27 protein-coding genes and 1 pseudogene are annotated in these 25,952 nt (G+C 35.9%); 16 read left to right on the forward strand and 12 right to left on the reverse strand.

Annotated elements, in window-relative coordinates; all coding sequences use genetic code 11:
- Positions 1 to 2: 2 nt before the first annotated feature.
- From lptA to kdsC, 3 genes are read right to left on the reverse strand one after another with little or no spacing between them, the layout of a single operon-like run.
- The gene (gene lptA, locus GQR59_RS02270) at positions 3 to 557 is read right to left on the reverse strand and encodes a lipopolysaccharide transport periplasmic protein LptA (protein WP_160060528.1); all 555 of its coding nucleotides are present in this window, start codon (positions 555 to 557) and stop codon (positions 3 to 5) included.
- Positions 544 to 1,107, reverse strand: a complete 564-nt coding sequence (gene lptC, locus GQR59_RS02275) for an LPS export ABC transporter periplasmic protein LptC (protein ID WP_160060529.1) — start codon at positions 1,105 to 1,107, stop codon at positions 544 to 546. The genes lptA and lptC overlap by 14 nt, the downstream gene beginning before the upstream one ends.
- Positions 1,108 to 1,656 (reverse strand): 3-deoxy-manno-octulosonate-8-phosphatase KdsC, encoded by a 549-nt coding sequence (gene kdsC / locus GQR59_RS02280; protein WP_160060530.1) that lies wholly within the window; start codon positions 1,654 to 1,656, stop codon positions 1,108 to 1,110.
- A 366-nt stretch (positions 1,657 to 2,022) separates the two neighbouring features.
- On the opposite strand from kdsC, the gene GQR59_RS02285 reads away from it, so the two are divergent.
- From GQR59_RS02285 to murA, 7 genes and pseudogenes are all read left to right on the forward strand, one after another.
- Positions 2,023 to 2,829: an ATP-binding cassette domain-containing protein gene (locus tag GQR59_RS02285; RefSeq protein WP_160060531.1), complete on the forward strand. Its 807-nt coding sequence runs from the start codon at positions 2,023 to 2,025 to the stop codon at positions 2,827 to 2,829.
- Complete coding sequence (gene mlaE, locus GQR59_RS02290) at positions 2,829 to 3,617, forward strand: lipid asymmetry maintenance ABC transporter permease subunit MlaE (protein WP_160060532.1); 789 nt, start codon at positions 2,829 to 2,831, stop codon at positions 3,615 to 3,617. Before GQR59_RS02285 ends, mlaE begins: the two co-directional genes overlap by 1 nt.
- A 1-nt stretch (position 3,618) precedes the next feature.
- Entirely contained in the window at positions 3,619 to 4,089 is a 471-nt protein-coding gene (gene mlaD / locus GQR59_RS02295) for an outer membrane lipid asymmetry maintenance protein MlaD (RefSeq protein WP_160060533.1), read from the forward strand.
- On the forward strand, positions 4,089 to 4,709 hold the full coding sequence (locus GQR59_RS02300; RefSeq protein ID WP_160060534.1) for an MlaC/ttg2D family ABC transporter substrate-binding protein: 621 nt from the start codon (positions 4,089 to 4,091) through the stop codon (positions 4,707 to 4,709). Before mlaD ends, GQR59_RS02300 begins: the two co-directional genes overlap by 1 nt.
- On the forward strand, positions 4,706 to 4,957 hold the full coding sequence (locus GQR59_RS02305) for an STAS domain-containing protein (RefSeq protein WP_160060535.1): 252 nt from the start codon (positions 4,706 to 4,708) through the stop codon (positions 4,955 to 4,957). The genes GQR59_RS02300 and GQR59_RS02305 overlap by 4 nt, the downstream gene beginning before the upstream one ends.
- A gap of 9 nt (positions 4,958 to 4,966) precedes the next feature.
- A complete protein-coding gene (locus GQR59_RS02310; RefSeq protein WP_160060536.1) occupies positions 4,967 to 5,215 on the forward strand; it encodes a BolA family protein in 249 nt (82 codons plus the stop codon).
- 19 nt (positions 5,216 to 5,234) lie between these two features.
- A pseudogene (gene murA / locus GQR59_RS02315) lies at positions 5,235 to 6,493 on the forward strand (UDP-N-acetylglucosamine 1-carboxyvinyltransferase).
- 292 nt (positions 6,494 to 6,785) lie between these two features.
- On the opposite strand, the gene degS reads toward murA, so the two are convergent.
- From degS to GQR59_RS02330, 3 genes are all read right to left on the reverse strand, one after another.
- Positions 6,786 to 7,850 (reverse strand): outer membrane-stress sensor serine endopeptidase DegS, encoded by a 1,065-nt coding sequence (degS, locus tag GQR59_RS02320; RefSeq protein WP_160060537.1) that lies wholly within the window; start codon positions 7,848 to 7,850, stop codon positions 6,786 to 6,788.
- A 188-nt stretch (positions 7,851 to 8,038) separates the two neighbouring features.
- Entirely contained in the window at positions 8,039 to 9,448 is a 1,410-nt protein-coding gene (pykF, locus tag GQR59_RS02325; RefSeq protein WP_160060538.1) for a pyruvate kinase PykF, read from the reverse strand.
- A 184-nt stretch (positions 9,449 to 9,632) separates the two neighbouring features.
- Positions 9,633 to 10,988, reverse strand: a complete 1,356-nt coding sequence (locus GQR59_RS02330) for a Do family serine endopeptidase (RefSeq protein ID WP_160060539.1) — start codon at positions 10,986 to 10,988, stop codon at positions 9,633 to 9,635.
- A 227-nt stretch (positions 10,989 to 11,215) separates the two neighbouring features.
- Here GQR59_RS02330 and zapE point away from each other — a divergent pair, with 227 nt between their 5' ends.
- From zapE to GQR59_RS02375, 9 genes are all read left to right on the forward strand, one after another.
- On the forward strand, positions 11,216 to 12,325 hold the full coding sequence (zapE, locus tag GQR59_RS02335; RefSeq protein WP_160060540.1) for a cell division protein ZapE: 1,110 nt from the start codon (positions 11,216 to 11,218) through the stop codon (positions 12,323 to 12,325).
- A gap of 301 nt (positions 12,326 to 12,626) precedes the next feature.
- The gene (gene rplM, locus GQR59_RS02340; protein WP_025565146.1) at positions 12,627 to 13,055 is read left to right on the forward strand and encodes a 50S ribosomal protein L13; all 429 of its coding nucleotides are present in this window, start codon (positions 12,627 to 12,629) and stop codon (positions 13,053 to 13,055) included.
- Between the two features lie 15 nt (positions 13,056 to 13,070).
- The gene (gene rpsI / locus GQR59_RS02345) at positions 13,071 to 13,460 is read left to right on the forward strand and encodes a 30S ribosomal protein S9 (protein WP_025565144.1); all 390 of its coding nucleotides are present in this window, start codon (positions 13,071 to 13,073) and stop codon (positions 13,458 to 13,460) included.
- Between the two features lie 111 nt (positions 13,461 to 13,571).
- Positions 13,572 to 14,096: a non-heme ferritin gene (gene ftnA, locus GQR59_RS02350; protein WP_160060541.1), complete on the forward strand. Its 525-nt coding sequence runs from the start codon at positions 13,572 to 13,574 to the stop codon at positions 14,094 to 14,096.
- A 248-nt stretch (positions 14,097 to 14,344) separates the two neighbouring features.
- Positions 14,345 to 14,935, forward strand: coding sequence for a ubiquinol-cytochrome c reductase iron-sulfur subunit (petA, locus tag GQR59_RS02355; RefSeq protein WP_160060542.1), 591 nt, complete (start codon positions 14,345 to 14,347; stop codon positions 14,933 to 14,935).
- Positions 14,935 to 16,212 carry a cytochrome b gene (locus GQR59_RS02360; protein ID WP_201288002.1) on the forward strand — a complete coding sequence of 426 codons (1,278 nt, stop codon included), beginning with the start codon at positions 14,935 to 14,937 and terminating at the stop codon, positions 16,210 to 16,212. The genes petA and GQR59_RS02360 overlap by 1 nt, the downstream gene beginning before the upstream one ends.
- Entirely contained in the window at positions 16,212 to 16,949 is a 738-nt protein-coding gene (locus GQR59_RS02365; protein WP_160060543.1) for a cytochrome c1, read from the forward strand. Before GQR59_RS02360 ends, GQR59_RS02365 begins: the two co-directional genes overlap by 1 nt.
- 102 nt (positions 16,950 to 17,051) lie before the next feature.
- Positions 17,052 to 17,687 (forward strand): stringent starvation protein SspA, encoded by a 636-nt coding sequence (sspA, locus tag GQR59_RS02370; protein ID WP_160060544.1) that lies wholly within the window; start codon positions 17,052 to 17,054, stop codon positions 17,685 to 17,687.
- Between the two features lie 34 nt (positions 17,688 to 17,721).
- Positions 17,722 to 18,138: a ClpXP protease specificity-enhancing factor gene (locus GQR59_RS02375; protein WP_201288056.1), complete on the forward strand. Its 417-nt coding sequence runs from the start codon at positions 17,722 to 17,724 to the stop codon at positions 18,136 to 18,138.
- Positions 18,139 to 18,629: 491 nt separating this feature from the next.
- On the opposite strand, the gene GQR59_RS02380 is transcribed toward GQR59_RS02375, so the two are convergent.
- The 6 genes from GQR59_RS02380 to corC all read right to left on the reverse strand — a co-directional run bounded on the left by GQR59_RS02380 (position 18,630) and on the right by corC (position 25,949).
- A complete protein-coding gene (locus GQR59_RS02380) occupies positions 18,630 to 19,601 on the reverse strand; it encodes an alpha-L-glutamate ligase-like protein (RefSeq protein WP_160060546.1) in 972 nt (323 codons plus the stop codon).
- Positions 19,602 to 19,604: 3 nt separating this feature from the next.
- On the reverse strand, positions 19,605 to 21,143 hold the full coding sequence (locus tag GQR59_RS02385; RefSeq protein ID WP_160060547.1) for an inactive transglutaminase family protein: 1,539 nt from the start codon (positions 21,141 to 21,143) through the stop codon (positions 19,605 to 19,607).
- A 9-nt stretch (positions 21,144 to 21,152) separates the two neighbouring features.
- The gene (locus GQR59_RS02390; protein ID WP_160060548.1) at positions 21,153 to 21,926 is read right to left on the reverse strand and encodes an ATP-dependent zinc protease family protein; all 774 of its coding nucleotides are present in this window, start codon (positions 21,924 to 21,926) and stop codon (positions 21,153 to 21,155) included.
- A gap of 115 nt (positions 21,927 to 22,041) precedes the next feature.
- Complete coding sequence (locus GQR59_RS02395; RefSeq protein ID WP_160060549.1) at positions 22,042 to 23,412, reverse strand: MATE family efflux transporter; 1,371 nt, start codon at positions 23,410 to 23,412, stop codon at positions 22,042 to 22,044.
- Positions 23,413 to 23,478: 66 nt separating this feature from the next.
- Complete coding sequence (gene lnt / locus GQR59_RS02400) at positions 23,479 to 25,080, reverse strand: apolipoprotein N-acyltransferase (RefSeq protein WP_236546627.1); 1,602 nt, start codon at positions 25,078 to 25,080, stop codon at positions 23,479 to 23,481.
- A complete protein-coding gene (gene corC, locus GQR59_RS02405; RefSeq protein ID WP_160060550.1) occupies positions 25,077 to 25,949 on the reverse strand; it encodes a CNNM family magnesium/cobalt transport protein CorC in 873 nt (290 codons plus the stop codon). The genes lnt and corC overlap by 4 nt, the downstream gene beginning before the upstream one ends.
- Positions 25,950 to 25,952: the final 3 nt, after the last annotated feature.

Consider the following 25,952-nt stretch of genomic DNA (forward strand, 5'->3'; position numbering starts at 1 on the left):
ATTTACTGTTCTCCAGTCGTTTTTGGAGTAGAAGATTTAGTTGAATCTGTGCTTTTGTCTTTTTCAAACTGAGCCGGCAAAAAGACTGTTTGTACACGTTCTTTTTTGCTTTGATCGGTCGTGACATTCAGTTCTTGGCTTTCTAAGAAATAAACTATTTCACCACCATTTACCTGACTATCTAATTGTTTCACTTGTGCGCTTTTAGATAATGTTATTTTGCCTTTTGCGACTTCATAACTGATATTTTTTGCTTCTGCATCAAGTGGTTTTCCATCATCTTGTATTTGATGAAATGTTGCTACATTACCTTCTGCAATCATAATTTCATGATTGGGTTTAGTACCACGGATAACCGTTAGTTTATCTGCCGTAATTTTAATGGAGCCTTGCGTAAGTAAAACCTCATCAGTAAAAACGACTGTGTTAGTTTTCAAACTTGCATGTTGTTTTATAGAAGAAACATGAATAGGTTGATCGAAATCAGACTCTAATGCTGAAGCATTTACATTAAACAGCGAAATAGTAAGTAAAACTGTTAATTTATTTAGATTCATTAAGGTATACCGCTTTTATATTAGAATTAAGTTTCATTTCTTCTGTGACCATTGATGCCCAAAATCCAACACCTTCTTGTTTAACTTGTGGTCCTGTCCATGTGACTTTTTGGTCGCTGCTAATTTCTTTACTATCCAGTTGCAATGTTGCTTGAGCTGTAGACATTGTTTGTACTAATTGATCTTTACTGAGATTCTCAACTAAAACGTCTCCTGATAATAGTAAGTTATATTTTTCTGTCAATGTGCCTGTTTTACTGGTTAATTGCCATGTTGTTATAACATCTGTTTTTTTATCTTTGGTATAAACAATCACTTTAGGATATTCAAATAAAGTGGTGTCATTTTCAGGGTAATTAGTCATTTTCTCTGCAAACACACGATAATCATTAAAGCCAAACTCATCGTAATGGTTACTTTGTACATCGTCAGCAATATAACTAGGATGATGATCAGGAAGAGATGGAAGTTCTGTATCTGGTTTTACATATATCCATACTATAAATGCAACTAATAGGGCTATAAAAGGAATGCTCTTGCGTTTGTTCATTTATTCGCTTTTACCTTGAGTCATTGAAAGTTGTCCATGGCATTGTAAAAATAAGTCACAAATTTCACGTACTGCTCCAAATCCACCTTTAACGGTTGTCACTAGATCCGCCTTTTGTAAAACCAATGGATGAGCGTCATTAACCGCTATTCCTAAGCCTGACTGTTCCATGACTGGTAAGTCTACAACATCGTCACCGATGTAAGCCGTTTGCTCGGGTGTTAGATTGAGTTTTTCTAATAATGAGTTGTAAACACTTAACTTATCATCTTTGCCTTGATAAATGTGTTTAATACCTAGAGCAGACATTCTATTTTCAACTATATTAGATTGTCGACCAGTAATGATAGCTACTTCTATACCTTGCTGCATTATAGCTTTAAGTCCAAATCCATCTTTTGTATGGAATGCTTTAAGTTCTTCACCATCATTGCCTAAATAAATTCGACCATCAGAAAATACACCATCAACATCACAGACAAAGAGCTTTATTTTTTTCGCTTGTTGAAAAACCTCGGTGCTGATTTTTCCATAAGGGGTATCAATCATTTATCGACTCTTTTTAAGATGCTAGTAATTTATTATGAAAATATCAAAGTACACACAGTAAGGCGAGCATTGTTTATTTCAAATTCAAAATATGTGCCAATCATAACAAGACTACTTACCATTAAATAGATTAAACAGTATTAATGTCGTTATTAATGTCATAATTATCGAAACTATCATAAAGATAGTTTGTCAGAAAAGAGTCACAAGTAACATTAGACGCTTGCTAAATTTAGCTTATTTACCTTTTTATAGGTAAAATCCAATCTAAATTACTATTTTACTACGATTTAGTCCGATTATTAATTGCCTTTCATGGTGGAGTTATTAGACTGAGCTTTCTTTTTCTTAGAGAAAAATGTATTTATGCCAACACAACACATTGTAATTAATCAACTTAGCTTTACGCGCCAACAAAAGAAAATTTTTGATAAGCTCGATATGCAATTTGAACAAGGTAAAATCACCGCTGTGCTTGGACCAAGTGGCATTGGTAAAACGACTTTACTAAAACTGATTGGTGGGCAAATTCCTGTCGATAGTGGAGAAGTTATCTTCAATGGCACTTCAATTCATGAATGTTCTGAAAAAGCGCTTTATCAAGCACGTAAAAAAATGGGCATGTTATTTCAAAGTGGCGCGTTGTTTAATGATTTAAGCGTATTTGAAAATGTGGCGTTCCCATTACGTGAACATACCCACCTAGACGAGAAACTGTTATCAACATTAGTATTGATGAAGCTTAATGCAGTTGGTTTACGTGGTGCTAAAGATTTATATCCTTCTCAGTTATCAGGAGGAATGGCTCGACGTGTTGCACTAGCCCGCGCGATTGCTTTAGATCCTGAGGTCATTATGTATGACGAACCTTTTACAGGACAAGATCCTATCTCAATGAATGTATTGTTAAAGTTAGTTAAACAGCTTAACGATACATTAGGTTTAACATCTATTATTGTTTCACATGATGTTAATGAAGTTTTATCGATTGCAGATAACGTTTACGTGTTTGCTGATAAAAAAATTATTGCTGAAGGCACTGTAGATGAAGTGTTAGCACAAAAAGATAATGCATTATTACAACAGTTTTTAGCGGGAGCGGTTCAAGGACCAGTTCCATTTCATATGCCTGCTAATGATTACCGAGCAGATTTAGAAGAGGTAAATCGATAATGTATCAATACCTTACACAAGTATTACAAAATACTGGTGCCTATACTTTGCAATCCATACAAGGTATCGGGAAGTCAGCGGTAATGTTTTACCGCACCTTATTCGCGAAACCCCATCCTAAACTATTTCATTTATGTGTTGCACAAGTTTATCAGTTAGGGATTTTGTCATTACCTATTATTATAACTGCTGGTCTTTTTATTGGTATGGTACTGAGCTTACAAGGTTATTATGTTTTGGTAGACTATGCTGCGGAAGAAAGTTTAGGCAGTATGGTTGCCTTGTCACTTTTACGTGAACTTGGGCCTGTTGTTGCTGCTTTATTATTTGCTGGGCGAGCAGGTTCGGCATTAACCGCTGAAATAGGGTTGATGCAAAGTACAGAGCAAATTGCCAGTATGGAAATGATGGCCGTTTCTCCTTTAAAGCGAGTCATTGCACCTCGTTTGATTGCAGGTATCCTAACTTTACCGCTATTAACTTTAATATTTAACCTAGTGGCTATCTGGGGAGGATTTTTGGTTGGTGTGAGTTGGATGGGAATCGATGGTGGTTCTTTTTGGTCTGTAATGGAAGGCAGTGTTCATTTCGTTCCAGATGTTGTGAATGGTATGATTAAAAGTCTTATCTTTGCTTTTATTGTTACTTGGGTTGCTTTATATAATGGTTTTCATGTGATTCCTAATGCACAAGGGATCAGCAGAGCAACAACCAAAACCGTGGTATTAGCTTCGTTACTTGTTTTAGCGATGGACTTTTTACTGACTGTTATTATGTTTGGAGGCTAACATGCCACAAAAAAAATTAGAAATTTGGGTTGGGTTATTTGTTGTTGCAGCAATCGCCTCTTTTATTGTTTTAGCGTTTAGTGTTGCAGGCTTATCTTTTAAAGGTGAGGGCGGTAGTTATACGTTACAAGCTAACTTTAGTAATATTGGTGGGTTAAAACCACGTGCTCCTGTTAAATTAGGCGGTGTGGTGGTTGGTCGTGTTGAATCTATTTCTTTAGATACTAAAACTTATACCCCTTTAGTTACGCTTTCGATGTTCGAAAAACAAGGCTTTTACCCTGAAACCTCTTCTCTGGCTATTTTAACCTCTGGGTTATTAGGAGAGCAGTATGTTGGCATTAAACCTGGTTTTATTACTGATGAGACTGAAATGTTAGGTAATGGTGATGTCATTGAAGATACTAAGTCTGCATTAGTACTTGAAGACCTCATCGGACAGTTTATTTATTCTATTAATAAGGACGACTAATGCGTTTATTTATTTATATTTTTGCTTTTTTATATTCTCTTTCATTTTCACTGATGGCAAGTGAACATGATTTAACTGATCCGAATAAAACCTTACATACTTTATCTACTAATACTTTTGAACGTTTAACTAGCGAAAAAGAAAGGCTAGTTAAAGATCCTGAGTATATTAAAGTGATCATCAACGAGGAGCTTATTCCTTATTTTGATTACAAATATGCAGCTTATAGTGTCGTTGGACCTCACCTAAGAGATACAACTGCAGAACAACGGGATAGCTTTGTAGAAGCATTTCGTACTTACTTAATTAATGCTTATGGTCATATATTGATTAAATATGATCAACAAACGCTCACAATACTCGATAATAATAATTTTAAGGATAAGAAAATTGTTAGTGTTCCTGTTAGAATGCGCGACAATAATGGGCAAGTAACCCAACTAGATTTTAAATTGCGTAAAAATAAAAAAACAGGTGAATGGAAAGTGTTTGATGTGATCGCAGAAGGTGTCAGTATGTTAGATACTAAGCGATCAGAGTTTGGTTCATTAATTCAGAAAGAAGGAATTGATGAAGTGATTAAACTGCTACTACAAAAAAATGATGAGTTTAAATCATGAGTAACAGCATGTTGCTTGAACAAGACTTATTGCTTGCTAATTTAAGCGAGCAAACCTATCCCGCTCTAGATACTTATAAAGCAGTTGAAAACTTAGATTTATCGCAACTAAATAACGTTGACTCTGCTGGGGTAGCTTATTTAGTACAAATTAAAACACAATATCCTGCATTACAATTAGTTAATGCTTCAGCAAAATTGCTTGTTTTAGCTGAACTTTATGGTGTAGAAAATTTTTTTGAAAAATAATGGTTTATTATGAATACTGAAATAATTAAAGAAAAATTAGAACAAGCCCTGACATTGGACGTTTGTATTGTTAAAGGCGAAAATGGTACTTTTCAAGTGATTGCTGTGAGTGACATGTTTATTGATATGAGCCGCGTTAAAAAACAACAAAGTATCTATGCTCATTTGTCTGAAGAGATAGCAACTAATGCTATTCATGCGTTAACAATTAAAGCGTTAACACCAGATGAATGGCAAAAACAAAAACATTTTATTTAGTAAGTTTATAGGGATTTTCATGGGTCAATTTATTATTCAAGGTGGCTGCCAATTAAATGGTGAGGTTACTATTTCTGGTGCAAAGAATGCAGCTTTACCAATTTTATTTGCTACTTTGTTATCAGAAGGTGATATCAATTTAAGTAATGTACCGCTTTTAAAAGACATATCTACAACACTTGAGCTATTAAAAGAGTTAGGTGCTACTGCTAGCCAAGACCAGCATACAGTTCATATTAATGCTAAAGATGTTAAAAATTACACCGCTTCTTATGAATTAGTAAGAAGTATGCGTGCTTCGATTTTAGCATTAGGCCCTTTAGTTGCTCGTTTTGGCGAAGCTGATATCTCATTACCTGGTGGTTGTGCAATTGGTGCGCGTCCAGTGAATTTACATATTCATGGTTTAGAGCAAATGGGCGCTACTATTAAAGTAGAAGATGGCTTTATTAAGGCCCGTGTTGATGGTCGCCTAAAAGGTTGTCACCTATATATGGACCTTGTAAGTGTTACGGGGACTGGTAACTTAATGATGGCTGCATCACTTGCAGAAGGCATTACTACTATTGAAAATGCTGCTAAAGAGCCTGAAATAGTAGATCTTGCTAACTTTATTAACGGTATGGGTGGTAAAATCACAGGCGCTGGTACTGATACAATCATTATCGAAGGTGTTGAAAAATTAGGTGATTGTGCTTATCAAGTCCAACCTGATCGTATTGAAACAGGTACTTTTTTAGTTGCTGGTGTTGTTAGTGGCGGTAAAGTGCGTTGTGTTAAAACTGATCCATTATTATTGACTGCTATTATCTAAATTAGAAGAAGCTGGTGCATTAGTGACTACTGGAGATGATTGGATTGAAGTTTGATATGACAGGCCGTACTTTAAAGTCAGTTAATATTACAACAGCACCACATCCCGCTTTTCCTACTGATATGCAAGCTCAATTTACTTTATTGAATACCGTTGCCCCAGGAACTGGTCGTATTAAAGAGAACATCTTTGAAAACCGTTTTATGCATGTCCCTGAGTTAATCCGTATGGGTGCTAATATCGAATTGGATGGTAATTTAGCTATTTGTGGTGACAATGATAAGTTAAGTGGCGCAACTGTAATGGCAACTGATTTACGTGCCTCTGCAAGTTTAGTGATTGCTGGTTTAATCGCACATGGCGAAACAACAGTAGATGAAATTTATCATATCGACCGTGGTTATGAAGCTATAGAAGACAAGCTTATTCCACTAGGTGCTAAAATGCGTCGAGTAGAATCTTAGCCTAAGAAATTTTACCGAATAGATTATTTATAATCAGTAGATAAAAAAGAAAGCTTTTGCTTTCTTTTTTTGTATCTGAAGTTTATGAATCTCGGTGTGATTGATATTAAAAAGTTTAAGAGCTATAAACCTAATCTTTATGGAATTAGGAGGATGGAAATAAGGCTGAAAGATACCGTAAAATTAAAGTAATTTTACTATTTTTAAGTCACTTAATTATTTTAGTTATTAATTATTAAAAGTCTCTTTTGATATGTGTTTTTTATCGCAGCACCATCATACTAATAGCTCACTATTGTTGTAATTCACCTATTTCTACATCAAGTATTTGTTCTTTACCTTGCCTTAGTATAGTGATTTTTGTATTGTTTCCGGGTTTGATTTTAGCTATTTTATCCATTGTTACAATTAGGTTGATAGCATCTTCATCACCTATTTTTAAAATAATATCATTTTTCTGCATACCTGATTTTTGAGCTGGGCCACCTTCGGTTATTTTTTTAACTATAATACTATTTTTAGCTTCTAATCCCCATAAACGAGCAACTAAAGGATCTAAGTTTTCAGCTTCAATACCTAATGAGCCACGAATAACGCGTCCATCTTTTATAATACTTTTCATTACATGGGTCACTAAACGATAAGGAATAGCAAAACTGATACCATAAGTAACGTTACTGGTGCCTGTGTAGAACTCTGAGGTGTTAATACCAACTAACTCGCCACGACTATTAATCAATGCACCACCTGAGTTACCTTCATTAATGGCAGCGTCTGTCTGGATAAAATCTTGACGACCAGTGCTACTCATGCCGCTTCTCCCCAATGCGCTGATCACTCCTTGAGTAATTGTTTGACCAAGGTTATAAGGGTTTCCTATCGCTAATACTAGATCACCTATTTCAGGAGAGTAATCAGGGTTTTGTGGCATAACAGGGAGATCTTCACCATCAATTTGTAACACGGCTAGGTCAGTAATGATGTCACTGCCGATAATCGTTGCAGTAAATAAGCGTCCATCTTGTAAAGCAATCAGAATTTGATCTGCTTTAGAGATAACATGGTAGTTTGTTAGAATGTAGCCTTTCGCATCAAGAATAATACCTGAACCTAAGCCTGTAGGTTGTAGTTGTTGTTTATTCCCTACACTAGAATCAATATATTGCTGAGAGTAAATATTTACAACGGAAGGTGCTGATTTTTTAACGGCTTCAGAGTAGCTAATAACCTCTGGTTGATAGCTGGTTTTATTACTTAAACTTTTAAATATAAGTGGACTATAAATAATTATTCCAGCAAGGAATAATCCACACAGAATAGGTTTAATTAAATAATTTGAATAGAGTTTCAGCTTCATATATTTTTATTTATACGTAATGGATACAAAAAAATTGAAGTTCAGTATATAGAAAACTAATCGCTGACGGAAAATTACTTTTTATTTTACCAACATCGCGCAAAAAAAAACATCGCCCTAAAGCGATGTTTTGTAATGCTAAAAACAATAAATTATAAAATTATTGTCAGTTGTAATTGGTGAAGATATTAAGAAATAACGTGTACAGAAGAAGTATTAGTTGTACCTGAGTCAACTAATGCACCTGTTACCATTACTACTTTATCGCCTACAACTACTAAGCCTTGTTCTTTTGCTACATCCATACCTAGTTTGTAGAAATCTTCCATTGAAGCTTGTTGCTCAACAACTTTAGCTGAAACACCTTTAGTTAACGCTAATTGTTGGCGTGTTTTAGGGTTACTAGTTAATGCTAAGATAGGCATTGATGGGAAGTATTTACGAAGTGAACGAGCAGATTTACCTGCACCAGTTGCAACGATAATTAATTTAGCACCTAATTGCTCTGCATTTTTTACTGCACCGCTACATACTGCTTCTGTAATACGAAGATCAGTCTCTTTCTCATCCGTTACTGAGTGTAAAACACTGTCTGTACGTGCACAGATAGAAGCCATAATTTCAACTGCTTCTGCAGGGTATTTGCCTTTAGCAGATTCACCTGAAAGCATTACTGCATCAGTACCATCGATGATTGCATTTGCAACATCGCCAGCTTCAGCACGAGTTGGACGAGGATTTTTGATCATAGAATCAAGCATTTGTGTTGCTGTAATAACAGGCTTACGAGCTTTATTCGCTTTTTCGATCATCATTTTCTGTGCAAAGATTACTTCTTCAACAGGAATTTCAACACCTAAATCACCACGAGCAACCATGATAGCGTCAGAAACCGCTAGGATTTCATCAAAGTTATCAACACCTTCTTGGTTTTCAATTTTAGAGATAATTTGAATCTTTTCACCGCCGTTTGCTTTTAATAGCTCACGAATTTCTAATACGTCTTCTTTCTTACGAATAAATGATGCTGCAATGAAGTCGACATCTTGTTCACAACCAAAGATTAAATCACCTTTATCTTTCTTAGATAAAGCAGGTAGTTGAACTTTAACACCTGGTAGGTTAACGCCTTTGTTTTCACCTAACTCACCCGTGTTCATTACAGTACAAACAACGTTTGTATCTGTGATGCTTTTAACTGTCATTTCGATTAGACCATCGTCTAATAATACAGTGTTACCAATCACTAGATCTTTTGTTAGGTTTTCGTAAGTTACTGCTACGATAGTGTTATCACCAACGATTGTTTGGTCAGTAGAAAGTGTGAACTCTTGACCTGCAGTTAATAATACATCGTTACCGTTCTCTAATTTAACAGTACGGATTTCTGGGCCTTTAGTATCTAGTAGTACCGCAACATTTTTGCCTGTTTCTTCACATACTTCGCGGATACGCGTGATACGAGTTCCATGTTCAACGAAGTCACCATGTGAAAAGTTAAGACGCATTACATTCATGCCGTTCTCAACTAGTTTTGTTAACATTTCTTTAGATTCTGATTTTGGGCCTATCGTACATACTATTTTAGTTTTTCTCACCGTCTTTTCTCCAAGAGTGATTGTGCTTTTTTACTTACTTTTACTTACAAATTTTATTGTAACTTTCATTTTTATAATTTATGGCGTGCATTTTACAAGAAATTATCGAATAAAAAATTATTTATAATCAATAAAGGCTTATTAAACGCATATTTGTGTAAATTTATTACATTTTTATGTGATCTCAGTCGAGTATTATGTAAATGGGGCGGTTATTACGCATGATATTTAAGGCTCTCATGTTTTTAGCTTTCTTAAGTTCAGTCATAAGTTGTTGCTGATTTGTAACTTTAGTACGGTTTACTGCAATAATGACGTCTCCTTTAATGATTCCTAAACGATCTGCTTCCGAATTTATTTCGACTCGAGCTACATTGACTCCAGGAATAAGCTGTCCTTTTTCTGCGTCTTTTAATATCGCACCTTCAAATATGATAGTAGGGGAGGGAGTTACTGTTGATAATGTTGAGCCTTTACCACCTAAAGTCACGATAATTGTTTTTTCTTGATCGTCTTGCATAACATCTAAGGTGACTTTTTTCCCTGCGCTTAACGTACCTATTTTAGCGCGCAACGCAGCAAACGATCTTATATTGGTACCGTTAACGGAAGTGATCACATCACCCGCTTTTAGCCCTGCTTTATCCGCGGCTGAATTTGGTGTTACTTGATAGATGAATGCGCCATGATTGATCTCTAACTCAAAACTTTTTGCTAACTCAGGTGTTACTTCTCCACCTTTTATACCTAATATTCCACGGCGAATTTCTCCAAATTCTAATAATTGTTGTGATAAGTTTTTTACCATATTGGCTGGAATGGCAAAGGCAATTCCAATATTTCCACCATTAGGACCTAAAATAGCGGTGTTAATGCCGATCAGCTCGCCTTTTAAGTTTAATAATGCACCACCTGAGTTTCCGCTGTTAATAGCAGCATCGGTTTGGATATAATTTTCTAAGTTTTGTAAGTTAAGTCCACTACGACCGAGTGCGCTGACAATACCCGAAGTCACTGTTTGTCCTAAACCAAATGGGTTGCCTATCGCAATGGTAAAGTCGCCAACCTGTAATTTGTCTGAATCTGCGAATGTGATTTCGACTAAAGGATATTTACTTTTTATTTGCAGTAATGCAACATCACTTTGCGGATCTTGTCCAACTACTGTCGCTTCATATTGACGACCAGAGATAAGGCTGATAATTATCTTATCTGCATGTTCAATTACATGGTAATTAGTAATGATGTAACCTTTATCGGCATCAATTATCACACCTGAACCTAATCCTGAAAAAGGTTGAGATTTAGTTTGTACTGAAGAGTTAGGCGTTAAGAAATCTAATAAATTCTTTGGGTTTTGAGATGATATTTTATTACCTCCTGAAACTGAAATATCTACAACTGCTGGACTGACCTTTTTTATAAGGGGAGCAAGGCTAGGTAAATTATTTCCATCAATTGCAGTTGGTAACACTGCGCTAACATTAACACTGGTCAATATTAGAATTGAAAGCAGTAGGGCTTGTATAAAACCACTCATTTTAACTCCTTATGCATTATTACAGAATTTATTCGTTGTATTAATTTGTTACTCTTCATAAAAGTAAGCCCTGTATAATAATAGCTAAACTTTTTTAAAGTATTTATTTCTGCTGTTTTTCGCGAGATATGCCTCAAAAATTATTTAACATTTTAAATGTCTCTGTATAAAATACTTGTAAATATGTTATATAAAAGATTAATTTACTGATTTATTAAGACATTAATGTGACGCCACTTTCTTTATATCAAGCAGATTTATTAAAACCTACCTTTTTTGCTGACGACGCACAGTTGCAAGCAATTACTATGCTACAACGATTATATGATGAATTGTTAATAAATCAGACTGAAACTCCGCCAAAAAGTTCTCTATTTAAGCGTTTGTTTAATTCAGCACCTAAACCTAAAAGCACCATAAAAGGTCTTTATTTTTATGGTGGGGTTGGACGAGGAAAAACCTACCTTGTTGATCTATTCTTTCATAGCATCCAAGGTAAACGTAAAAAACGTCTGCATTTTCACCACTTCATGTTACAGGTACATAAACAACTAACCTTATTACAAGGACAAGTCGACCCGTTAAAGGAAATAGCGAAACAATTTGCCAGTGAAACTGACATTATTTGTTTCGATGAATTTTTTGTTGAAGACATAACAGATGCAATGATTTTAGCAGGCATGTTTGAAGCATTATTTGCTGAAGGAGTTGTATTAGTTGCAACGTCTAATATCCATCCTGATCACCTTTATCGAAATGGTTTACAAAGAGCACGTTTTTTACCTGCGATTGATCTTATTAATCAACATTGTGAAATATTTAACTTAGATGGTGGTAAAGATTATCGTTTAGGTCGTTTAATTGACGCTGAAATTTACCATTACCCTCTTAATCAACAAGCAACATTGCAGATTAAAAATAGTTTTGAAACTTTTTCCTCTGGTGATAAAGAATACGATCAAACAATTACTATTAATGATCGTCCTCTCAATATTATTGCTAAGAGTACTGACACACTTAGTATAGAATTCAGTGAATTGTGTGATGGGCCGCGTAGCGTACATGACTATATTGAATTAGCCATCCTATACCGCACTGTATTAGTGTCTAATATTCCACAAATGACTGAACAACATAATGATTTAAGTAGGCGCTTTATTGCAATGGTTGATGAATTTTACGACCGAAATGTTGTTCTAATCATGTCTGCTGAAGTCAGTGTATTGGAATTGTATAAAGGCACTCGTCTTGCTTTTGAGTTTCAGCGTTGTGTTTCTCGCTTGCTAGAAATGCAAAGTAAAACTTACTTAAGTAAAGCCCATCATCTCGATATATAATAGTTATCTTCATCTTCTGTTATTTTGTTAATTAACATGAGTGGAACACTTAATTACACTGATTGTTAACAACTATTTACAGGCTGTGAGAAACTTGTTCATAAAGTTGCAATAAACAGGTGATCTCTGGCTCAGTTTTCTATATAATCTGGCCGCCCACGTTATCCACCTCCCCAGATAGTTATGGTGGATCTGTTTACGCTAGACGTATTCGAAGGGATACGGAAAGGCGAAAAATACATTTTTGGCTACAATTTATGTAGTCATATTTTTTTTAAATCATTAATTTGGGTATAACTTAATGAAAACTTTTGTTGCAAAACCAGCTGAAGTAAAACGCGACTGGTTCGTAGTTGACGCTGAAGGCAAAACACTAGGTCGTTTAGCTACTGAAATCGCTTTACGTTTACGTGGTAAACACAAAGCTGAATACACACCTCACGTAGATACTGGTGATTACATCATCGTTATCAATGCTGAGAAAGTTACTGTAACTGGTAACAAAGCTAAAGGTAAAATTTACTACCACCACACAGGTTTCATCGGTGGCATTAAAGCAATTAGCTTTGAAGACTTGATCGTACGTGCTCCTGAGCGTGTTATTGAAAAAGCTGTAAATGGTATGTTACCACGTGGACCTTTAGGTCGCGCAATGTACCGTAAATTGAAAGTTTATGCTGGTACTGAGCATCAACATTCTGCACAGCAACCACAAGTTTTAGACATCTAATAGGAATATAAAACAATGGCAAATCAATACTACGGCACAGGTCGTCGCAAAAGCTCTACAGCTCGTGTGTTTATGAAAGCAGGTAGTGGTCAAATCACTATCAACAAACGTAACTTAGATGAATACTTCGGTCGTGAAACTGCATGTATGGTTGTTCGTCAACCATTAGTGTTAGTAGATTCAGCTGAAAAATTCGACCTAAACATCACTGTTAAAGGTGGTGGTACAACTGGTCAATCTGGTGCAATCCGTTTAGGTATCACTCGTGCATTAATGCAGTTTGATGAGACACTACGTTCTGAATTACGTGGTGCAGGCTTCGTAACACGTGATGCTCGTAAAGTTGAACGTAAGAAAGTCGGTTTACATAAAGCACGTAAACGTCCACAGTTCTCTAAACGTTAATTTCGTTTTTACGAATTGCAAAAAAGCCCAGTTTTTACTGGGCTTTTTTTTACTTGTTTTTTAGTGAAGCGGGCTTTAAGGTTAATAAATTAATTATAATAGGAGAAGGTCATGCTGAATGAGACCATGGTTGAAAAGTTGAATGAACAAATTAATTTAGAGTTTTACTCTTCAAATTTGTATTTGCAAATGAGTGCTTGGTGTGAAGACAAAGGCTATGAAGGCGCTGCGACTATGTTGCGTACGCATGCAACAGAAGAAATGGAACACATGAATCGTTTGTTCACTTATGTTAGCGAAACCGGTGCATTACCTATCCTAGGTTCAATTGATGCTCCTCCTGTTGACTTTGAATCATTGAAAGATGTGTTTCAAGCAACTTATGAGCATGAATGTTTAATTACTAAAGAAATTAATGAATTAACTCATGTTGCATTTACTACACATGATTATTCTACGTTCAATTTCTTACAGTGGTATGTAGCAGAACAGCATGAAGAAGAGAAACTGTTTAAAGGTATTTTAGATAAAATTTCTTTAGTTGGTGAAGATGGTAAAGCACTGTATTGGATTGATAAAGATCTTGCTGAAATTGCAAAATCTGGATCAACATCAATTATGGATTCAGCAGTTTAAACCTACAATATTAATCAGTCTTTTTGACGTAAAGCAATTCTAATGAGAGCATGGTCAATTAAGCCGTGCTTTTTTTGTATTTCCCCGTCAAAAGTAATGGTAATGGCTTGTAAATGAGGGATGATTTCTTTAAAATTCAGCCAGTTTTTATGTACATTCGTAATTCATGTTTCAACGGATTGATGTAAACCCCCCAGTTTTGTATTTTTTGAACTGCTTTTTTAGTAGCTCACAATGGAGATGGTTAAATGAGCAATGTGCCTGTTAATTCTGGTCGTCGCAAGTTTCTAACGCTAACAACGGGAGTTGTTGGTGCTGTAGGAGCTGCCGCAGTAGCAGTTCCTTTTGTGAAATCTTGGAGTCCAAGTGAAAAAGCTAAAGCTGCTGGTGCGCCAGTTAGTGTTGATATTAGCAAAATTCAACCAGGACAACTAATTCGTGTCGAATGGCGAGGTAAACCTGTATGGGTCGTATCGCGCACACAAAAAGTAATTGAAGAACTAGCTACATTAGATAGTAAATTACGTGATCCTGAGTCTAAAGAACCCCAACAACCTGAATATGCGACTAATGCAGGCCGTTCTTTAAAACCTGATTTATTTCTTGCTGTTGGTATCTGTACTCATTTAGGTTGTTCACCAACTTATTTGCCAGATTCTTTTAGTGAGCAAGTTGAAGGTGTTGAATCTGGATTTTTCTGCCCATGTCACGGTTCAAAATTTGATATGGCAGGGCGCGTATTTCAAAATGTACCAGCACCATTAAACTTAGTGATACCTCCGCATCATTATGTGGATGAGACAAATATCCTAATTGGCGTAGACAAAGGAGATGCCTAATGCTTAAAAAATTAGTGATGGGCGGCATCGATTGGATCGATACTCGTATCCCAATGACGGAAACGTGGAATAAACATCTTGCACAATATCCGACACCCGTTAACTTTAACTTTTGGTACTTTTTTGGTTCTTTAGCAATGTTAGTGCTAGTTAACCAACTTCTAACAGGTATCTGGTTAACTATGCATTATAACCCATCTGCTGCAGGTGCATTTGCTTCTGTTGAGTACATCATGCGCGATGTGCCTTATGGTTGGTTATTACGTTATATGCATTCCACTGGTGCTTCTGCATTTTTTGTTGTTGTTTACTTGCATATGTTCCGTGGATTAATTTACGGTTCATACCAAAAACCACGTGAGCTTATTTGGATCTTCGGTATGTTGATCTTCTTAGTGTTAATGGCTGAAGCATTCATGGGTTACTTACTACCTTGGGGACAAATGTCTTTCTGGGGAGCACAAGTAATTATCTCACTATTTGGTGCTATTCCAATTATTGGTGATGACTTAACACTATGGATACGTGGTGATTATGTTATCTCTGGTGCAACACTTAACCGTTTCTTTGCATTACATGTTGTGGCGTTACCATTAGCATTAGTGGCATTGGTCTTTTTACACATTGTTGCTTTACACGAAGTGGGTTCTAATAATCCCGATGGCGTTGAGATTAAACGTAAAAAAGGTTCAGCAACAGAAGAAGAAAAAGGTAAATTTACTTTCCATAAGCAATACAGTGGTAAGAAAGATATTGTTGATGCTATTCCTTTCCATCCGTATTTTACGGTGAAAGATATCATGGGTGTCTCATTCTTTTTGATTTGTTTTTGTGCTGTGCTTTTCTTCATTCCAGAAGGTGGTGGTTACTTACTTGAAGCGCCTAACTTTGAAGCTGCAAATGGTTTGAAAACACCAGATCATATTGCTCCAGTTTGGTATTACACGCCTTACTATGCAATTTTACGTGCGATTCCTGACAAACTAATTGGTGTTGTCTTCTTTGGTGGTTCTATTGCAATTCTGTTCTTATTGCCATGGTTAGATCGTTGTAAAGTAAAATCAATACGTTACCGTAGTTGGAAACATAAACTAAATATTACACAATTCATTATCTGTTTCATTGTATTGGGTGTGTTAGGTACTTTAGTTGCAACGCCTTTATATACATTGATTGCTCAAATTGCATCTGTCGGATATTTCGGCTTCTTTATTGCACTGTTTATTTACAGTAAAAATGAAAAAACTAAGCCACTACCAACGAGGTTGAAACACTAATGAAAAAATTATTGATAGCCTTAGTGGCACTTTTACCTAGTTTGGCATTTGCCAGTGGTGCAGCAGTTCATTTAGATAAAGCTAATTATGATTTGTCGGATAAAGCGTCATTACAAAATGGTGCAAAATTATTCATGAACTATTGTTCAGCTTGTCATTCTACAGCACATCAACGCTACCAACGTGTGGCAACTGATTTAGGTATTCCAGATCAGTTAATGAAAGATAATCTGATTTTTACAGATAGTAAAATTGGTGAGCTAATGATTAACAGCATGGAGAAAAAAGATGCTGCTAAATGGTTTGGCAACCCTCCATTAGATTTGACATTAGAAGCTCGTTTACGTGGACCTGATTGGATTTACACTTACTTACGTTCTTTCTATAAAGATCCTACTCGCCCATTTGGTGTGAATAATGTTGTCTTTAAAGATGTGGGTATGCCACATGTGTTAGAAGAGTTACAAGGTATACCAACGGCTATTACTGAAACTCATGTCGATGATCAAGGTGTAGAACATGTTACTGTTGTCGGACTTGAAAGTAGTGGTACAGGTGAGATGTCATCCGATGAGTATGACGAAGCGGTACTAGATCTGGTAAACTTCCTAGTCTATTCAGGAGAGCCGAATAAACTTGAACGTCAAAGCTTAGGTTTTTGGGTAATCGGTTTCTTAATAATCTTATTTATACTGAGTTACTTATTGAAGAAAGAGTACTGGCGCGATATTCACTAAGCACTAACACTTTTTCTATTATCTTCTCGGCAATGGTGTCATTATGACATCATTGCCGTTTGTGTTTTTTAAGCACACATTTTTAACTACTAGGGGTATTCCATGGCTGTAGCTGCAAATAAACGTTCAGTAATGACGTTGTTCTCAGGACCATCTGATTTATATAGTCACCAAACACGTATCGTGTTGGCTGAAAAAGGCGTTAATGTCGACATTACGACTGTTGACGAAGAGAACCCATCTGAGGAGTTAGCTGAATTAACACCAAATAGTGACGTTCCTACATTAGTTGATCGTGAATTAGTTTTGTATAACTCTCGAATCATTATGGAATATTTAGATGAGCGTTTCCCTCATCCGCCATTAATGCCTGTCTACCCAGTTGAACGTGCTAAAAGCCGTTTATTAATGCAACGTATTGAAAGTGAATGGTATCCATTAGTTGCTATCGTGATGTCTGATGATGCCGCTAAAGCTGAAGCTGCTCGTATTAAATTACGTGCTAAAATTCTTGAAGTTGCACCAGTGTTTGATCACTTCTCTTACTTTATGTCTGAAGAGTTTACGATTGTTGATTGTTACATGGCTCCGCTATTATGGCGTTTACCTGAATTGAAAATTGATCTAGGCTATGACAATGTAACTGGATTAAAAAGTTATATGGTTAAAGTGTTTGAGCGTGAATCGTTCCAAGCATCAATGACTGAAACTGAACGTGAAATTCGCATTGGCGGTTAATTCTTTAAATTGGTAGGTATTTAAAATGTCGGAAATGTTAGTACAACGCCCTTATTTAATGCGCGCTTTCTACAACTGGATAGTTGATAGTGAATGCACGCCTCATGTAATTGTTGATGCAACAAAACCACATGTTGATGTACCACAGCAGTTTATAGAAAACGGTAAGATCGTATTAAATATAGCGCCTAACTCAGTGGTTGCTTTTTCCTTAGATGATGAAGCATTATCCTTTAATGCAAGATTCTCTGGTCAACCTATGCAAGTGTATATTCCTTTATATGCTATCGAAGGCATATATGCACGCGAGAATGGCGCTGGCACTATTTTCCCTGATGAACCTGCTTACGAAAAATTTGATATGCCTTTACAGTCTATTGAAGACAATAAAGACGTAAAACAAAGTGGTAAAGGTTCAGGTAAAAAGCCTACGTTAACTGTCGTTAAATAATGCATTAAATAGCAATCAATATTTAATTAAAAAACCGAGCTTTGCTCGGTTTTTGTCTTTTAGCAATTAAAATTACATTAAATAATTATACCGATTACATTAAATATGTTATCTAAATTTTGCGCTGGAAAAATGACTTAGTTTAAGGCGAAAATTGAGCTAATACCAAAAGAATTAATAAGGTGATCATTTTTGCTGGTTAACCCCCCCTAACTGCGTTGTGAGTTTTGAAGTGAGAACAACTATCTCCTACAACTCACGCCTTATTAGTGTTAATTTTTCCTACGCAATCTCTGAACATTTATTTAATTCCATTGGTATAACTGGTTATTCGCTTTACGAATTTACAACGAAGAAATAAGTTATTTTAACAAATAAAATAGATAAGCTATTTATTGTGATTGGTATTACAACAACATAATCAGTATTTATAAAAAAGCCCATCTGGGTAAACCAAGATGGGCTCTATAAGATAATGAGTTGTGGCTAAGTTAAGAATCGACTTCAACTAACGGTGTTTCTGCAAAATGTTTTTTACAAAAAGCGACCCGTTCTTCCACTGTCATTTGATCGGCATTGGTTAAACTCTCAATGAGTTTTAAACGCGGCAGAATACCTGTCCCGTTTGCAATTTGAATCGCTAATCCAGGGCGAGCATTGAGTTCTAACAGCATAGGACCTAAATCACGATCGAGTACCATATCCGTTCCCAGATAACCCATACCTGACATTTCATAACAGCTTGCTGCTAGATAGATTAAACGCTCCCATTTAGGCACGTTAAGCAGCTTTAACTCTTTATCTGTGTCTGGGTGACGTTCAATAGGTAAATCGAATTGAACAGCATTAACGGCTTTGCCTGTTGCTATATCAATACCGACACCAACAGCTCCTTGATGCAAATTGGCTTTACCATCGGAAGCCGCTGTTGATAAACGCATCATCGCCATAACAGGGAAGCCTTTAAACACGATCACTCGTACATCAGGCACACCTTCAAAGCTGAATCCATCAAAGGCACTATCAAATTGAATTAAACCTTCTACAACCGCTACGTCGGCACTACCACCAAGACTAAATAAGCCTGCTAAAATATCAGTAACATGACGTTTTATATCTGCTAATGTTTCTTCATTGCCATTAGGTTTGTAGTAACGCCCATTTTTGATTTTAGTAATAACTAAAATGCCTTTACCACCGCTGCCTTTTGCGGGTTTAATAACAAATCCTGGCGTGTCTATAATAAACTGTTCAACGGTTTCCACTTCAGCTTGCATAGAAATAACACCAAGTAGGGCAGGTGTGGTCACATTTGCTTCACGTGCAATGATTTTAGTTTTTAGCTTATTATCTACTAAAGGATATAAACGACGGGGATTATAACGGCCAATATATCCGCTGTTACGTTGGTTCATCCCCATAATGCCTTTCTTTTTTAACTTAAAAGGACTAGAAAAAAACATACTTTATTCCTTGTCCGCTAGAGGTTTGAAACGACGTAGCTCTAACAAGCGATAGCCTGTATAGCTACCTAATACCAAGACAAATGACATCACCACAAACTGTAAGCCAATAAAGTTAAACATTAGATGTCGAGCCAATTCATTACTCATAATAAAATAAGCGAATACTGCAACGACTAAACTACCACCACCTTGTGTAAAGACTTCTTTTGGCCCTTCTTCTTCCCATAAAACAGACATACGTTCAATCGTCCAAGATAGGATGATCATCGGAAAGAAAGTCACTTTTAACCCTTCGGTTAAACCTAATTTGTAAGACAGAACACCAAATAGTGCGATCAATAAAATAACCATAATGATCACGGTTGATATTCGGGATACCAAGAGTAAATTGAGGTGTGATAGGTAAGAACGGATAAATAGTCCAACTGCTACTAACAAAATGAAACCAACTAAACCCGTGATTAAGCTAGTTTGTATAAAGGCCATCGCGATTAACACTGGCATAAAAGTACCTGATGTTTTTAAACCTATCAAAACACGCATGATGACGACAATTAATACGCCTAGCGGGATCATTAAGATACCTTTAAATAGTGATTGATCTTCAACAGGTAAGCTATGAATTGAGAAGTTAAATAAGTGTTCATTATCGGTTTTTTGTAAGATAGCAGCTAATGCTGGTTGATCCTGTTGGATCATTGAGAAACTTACTTTTGAGTTAACACCACCGGTTAATTCTAATAAAGCTTTACCACTTTGATCCCATAGTAATAGATCACTACGATCAACATCTTTTACTGAGGAAGCATCGAACAAATGAGATTCAATTTTGCCGTCTTTTTCCTGAAAAACTTCGACTAATGGTTGCAAGTGTTGGCGGCGACGTCCATCCTCTAAAACGAGAGCACCAATTCTTTTTGTTGGAATTTTAGCTTCATTTAACAACGTAATTAAAATATCAGTTTTTGATGCTTTACCTGCTAATACTAAACTAACGTTTTGATTAGGATCATCTGCATTAAGTTGCTTCAATACTTCGCGTGTAAAACTAAATGCATCGGCACTGGTTTTCAACGCATCTTTTATGATATCTGAACCTGCTGCTAGGTCGGCTGCAACACCCGCTGCGCCATATTCAACTTCATGAAGTTCAGGCATTTTATTAATGGTTTGATCAGTGCTTCCATCATCAACTAATAATTGAATATTATAATAAAGAGTCTGTGGGCCGTTTATTTCTCGAATAGTCCATTGCGCCTGAGGGTTATTATTTTCATATAAGAAAGATAACCCATAACCTGGTGATGCTGCATTTTGACTTATTTGTGTATAACCTGCTTGGCTATTGGGTGTCGTTAATGAAGCTAGTACAGGCTTTCCTGTTGCTTCAAACTCAACCTTTGCATCTATGTTCCAAACAGAACGTGTTTCACCTGGCATCCAAGGAATGTCAAATGCTAAATGACGTTGTACTGTTTGAAATACCCCTAGAAAAAACAACCCTGCAACTAAGGTAAAAAAGAAAATACGAGCATTCATAAATGATTCCTATTTTGTATCTTGGGGTTGATATTTTGGATAAATATAATCTTTACTTACATCTACCATAATCACATCTTGCATAAAACTGCGGCCAATTAAAACGGCATATTCCATATGTTGACGATTGGTTAAGGTAAATTCTGAACGATGTGCGACACCACCAATTTGTACATGTAATTCGACAACAGGTCGTCGGTCATATTCACCAGGCTCACTGGATTGAAGTATTCTTACATAGCGAAGGACACGGGCTTCAATTATTTGTTCTTTTTGGTCTTGATCGTGAGAAATATTGAATCTAACCCAGTTCTTTCCATCACGTTCAAACTCTTGAATATCTAATGCGTTGATAGATGAAGTTGCTGCTCCAGTATCGATACGAGCTTTAAAGTTTTCCTTTGCTTTTGTTACATAAATCCATTCGGTTTGACCTAAAATAGTTTTATCTGAGCTAGTTCGTTTTGTTGTGTTTTTAGCTGCAATGTTAGTCCTTCTTATTACAGGTTTTGCAGCTACTTTCTGCTTTAACTTTTCATCAAGTTCTAATTTTTCTTGTTGTACTTTCTCTAAATCTGTTTTATTTTTTTCTAATGCTTTTTGTTTTTCTTCAATATCTGCTTTAGATTCTATTAAAGCCGTTTCTAAATCGGTAATTTTATTTGCTTGTTCTTGAAGCGTTGTTTGTACTTTTTGCGCTTCTTCATCTGTTGAAATAGAAATACATCCAACGGTCAAAAATAAGGTTGAAAGTGTAATGATGGCCGTTCTCTTAAAAAGCATGAAGGTTCCTTTGATAGACGTTAAAAATTAAAAAAATATGGTATCAGTTTGCATTATAAATAGCAGTGATAAATTATGATCATGATTGTTTGTTTATGAATTAAAATACCTTTAATTAAGTAGGTAAAACATTTTTAAGCCAATGTTTTTTATGAACTCGGTGTAATACCATTAATACTTTAATTAATTCTTCTGATAACGCGATAATATAAGCCTCAACTAAAGTGAAGTTATAATATTTCACTGCGATAAAGGTTAATGGTATTCCGACACACCACATGCAAAAAATATCCATGAATGTACTGTAATTTATATCACCTCCGCTACGTAATACGCCGATAATGCCAATAAAGTTTATAACTCGTATAAATAAAGCACAGGCAAGTACTAATAAAACTTGCGAAGCACTTGTTGTTGCTGATTCAGAGAGTGTTGGAAAAAAAGATAATACTGGCTCTCTGAAATAGATAATTAACGGAACAAATATAAACGCTAAAACAGGAACAAATAAAATAAAAGTCCAAGCTTGTTGCCATGCTCTATCAAAGGCCTTTGCACCTAATTCATGGCCGATCATTGTTCCACTGGCAATAGCGACACCAATAAATAGTGCAAACACAGTTTGTTCAATAGTCGACACCATACTTATTACTGCTAATTCTTGTACGCCTATCATTGCAAATATTAAAGTGTATACGAAAACACCTAATGCCCATCCACTGTCATGTAATACCATTGGAATGGCTAGTTTTAAATAACGGCGTATATCAAGAATAGAAAGTGCTGCTTTAATTTCTTCAATACTTGCGATAACAAAGGTTCGCCATTTAGCAATAAACAGCATTAATAATATCATTTGAATGGCGCGAGCTAAAAAAGTTCCCCAAGCACTTCCTTCTACGCCCATTGCTGGTATGCCCCAGTGTCCAAAAATAAGAAGGTAATTAAAGAATGCATTAAGCGGTAACACTAAAAAGCTAATGTTCATCGCTGTTTTGGTGTCTCCTGCTGAGCGTAAGGCTGTTTCTAAAGGCAATACAACAGCAATAAATAGAAAGCTATAAGCAGTGATTTTTAAATATTGATCTGCATAATTTAACAGTTCAACATCGTTACTCGCCAATTCTGTCACTGTATTTGGTGAAAGCACATAAAAAACAACAAAGGGAAGGGTAACTAATAGACTAATTAATAAAGAGGTGATTAAACTGCGGCGTAAACCAGAAAGTTCTTTGGCTCCATAATATTGAGCTGCGAGTACACCTCCTGCATGACTAACGCCAACCATCATTAATAAATTGAAGAAAAATACTTTATTACCTAAGCCTACCGCTGCAATTTCAGCTTCGCCTAATTGGCTAACCATTAATATATCGACTAAGCCTAAAAAGGAATATAGTAATGATTGAAGAGTAATTGGCAGAGCAATGGTCCAAAGCTTTTTCTGAAAGGTTTTGTTTTGAAAAGTTATTATTTTATTTTTCATAAAACACCTTAATAAACTTATTTATATAAATAGTCATGAAAGTAATGGTTCACTAAGGCGTTACGATTAAGCAGCTTTTCTTTTAATTAAAATAAATGCTGATATTAATGATAATAGGCAGAAAATAAATAAGGGAGTTTGACCTACTTGTTGATAAGGTGTTTGCCCATAAGCGGGTTGAACTGTGCGTCGTAATACCGCATCGGTATTAGAAGGTAAGCGACCAAGTTCATTGCCAAGGCTGTCATAAATAGCAGTAATACCATTGTTAGTACTACGTAATAATGGACGACCTAGCTCAATGGCGCGCATTCTTGCTATTTCTAAATGCTGAGCTGGACCGATTGAGTCACCAAACCAAGCATCATTACTTAGGGTAATGATTAATCCAGTTTTTTCATGAACGTTTTTACGTAATAATTCAGGAAAAGCAATTTCGTAACATAACGCTGGTGCGAGTGTACTGTTTGAAAACTTCAAGTTTTCCTGTATTGCACCGCCACGCTGAAAGCTCGACATTGGCAAATTAAAATACGGTGCTAAAGGACGTAAAAGATCTTCAAAGGGAACAAATTCACCAATCGGTAATAATTGATGTTTAGCGTAGCGATTAGGGCTAGTTTGCGAGTAACCTTGGCCTGGAGGTAATTTTCCTAACATGATGATGCTATTGTAATAGTCTTTGTTATTAACATCATAATTAATAATACCTGTTAATAATGCTTTATTTTCCTCTGTAAACTTTAAAGACAAAGATTGTAAGAAGCGTTGCATATCAACTTCAAGGCCTGCAATTGCTGATTCTGGCCAAATAACAAGTTCAGTTTCTGCCGGTTTTTTAGCGGTAATAAGGTCATTTCCGCTGTTATCTTTACTGTTTTTAACCCCTGATAATTCTAAATATTTTAATATAGAAGGGTAGAGCTCGTTTGGCTCCCATTTTTTGTTCTGATCTATATTACCTTGTACCAAAGCCACTTTAATTGCAGGTTGTAATTCAGTAAAAGTAAGTTTTTTTAAGCTATAACCACTCATTACTAAAGCCAATATTAATAATGACGCTAATTTTTGTGACTTTTTAAGAATGAGGAGAGTAAGGCAAGCACAAATAAGTAGTATGGCTAAGGTGATGCCTTGAACGCCGACAATAGGAGCAAAACCAACCAGTACTGTATCTGCGTGGCTATAACCTAAATAAGCCCAAGGGAAACCAGTTAATACCCAGCCTCTCAGCCAATCGGTAATTAACCACACACTAGGCATAATAAGCAATAATCGAATAACTGACGATTGAGTTGGGATTTTGTAAGTCAGCCATAGTGCAAGGGAAGGAAATAACGCTAAGTAAGCACACAACAATACAATTAATAACGCGCTGATGATAAGCGGCATGCCACCAAAAAGATCCATGCTGACATAGATCCAATGTAAGGTGGCCACAAACATCGATAGGTTGAAAACAAAACTGACTAAAAACAGCTTCTTATGTTGCTGTTGTGTTTTTTTGAGCAATAAAAAAATGCCAATAAATGATGGATATAAAACCCACCATTGTTGAAAAGGAGCAAAAGCAAATACTTGTATCGCCCCTAAAAAGGCAGCCGTTAATAATTGCGCTGATAAAGAAGACGTTGTTTTATTTAGCAGTTTGCTCAGGTATTTTTTCAATCTTTTTTAAGCTCTTTTTTCAATTCTTTTGGAACGCGTACTTGTAGTTGTACCAAACGACGATTATCAGCATTAGTGACTTTAAATTTATGCTCATTAATGGTTATTTTCTCACCACGACTAGGCAAGTGCCCTAGTTCATGCAAGATTAAACCACCAATCGTATCCTGAATATCAATATTATAATCAGTTTCGAAAAATTCATTAAAATCAGTTAATGTTGTTAATGCACTTACGGTAAAAGTACGTTTACCTATTTTACGAATTTCATCTTCTTCTTCGTAATCAAATTCATCTTCAATTTCACCAACAATCACTTCTAAAATATCTTCGATAGTCACTAAACCTGATACACCACCATATTCATCAACAACAATCGCCATATGGTAACGTTGACTACGAAATTCTTTTAATAAAGTATCTAGTCGTTTACTTTCAGGAACAACAACGGCTTCTCTAAGAATATCTTCTATTTTGAAATCATCAGGATCAGAGCTAAAACCATATTGAATAAGGTCTTTTGCTAATAATAATCCAACAACATGGTCTTTATCTTCAGTAATAACTGGGAAGCGGGAGTGAGCTGAGTTAATAATTTCAGGTAGCAGCTCTTCAACTGGTTGGTGTAACCCCAATGTCACCATTTGTGAGCGTGGAATCATAATGTCTCGAACGCGCATTTTAGATACGTCGATAACACCTTTTATCATTTCTTTGGTTTTTTGATCGATAACTTGACGCTGTTTAGCGCTATCAATCACATCTAATAATTCATCTTGGCTTTTAGGTTCACCTTGAAATAGGTTACCGATTTTATCGAACAGACCTTCTTTAGGCTGTTCGTTACTAGACTGAGAATCTTCCGACATTAA

Origin of the sequence: Psychromonas sp. L1A2, assembly GCF_009828855.1 — a bacterium.
Lineage (GTDB): Bacteria > Pseudomonadota > Gammaproteobacteria > Enterobacterales > Psychromonadaceae > Psychromonas.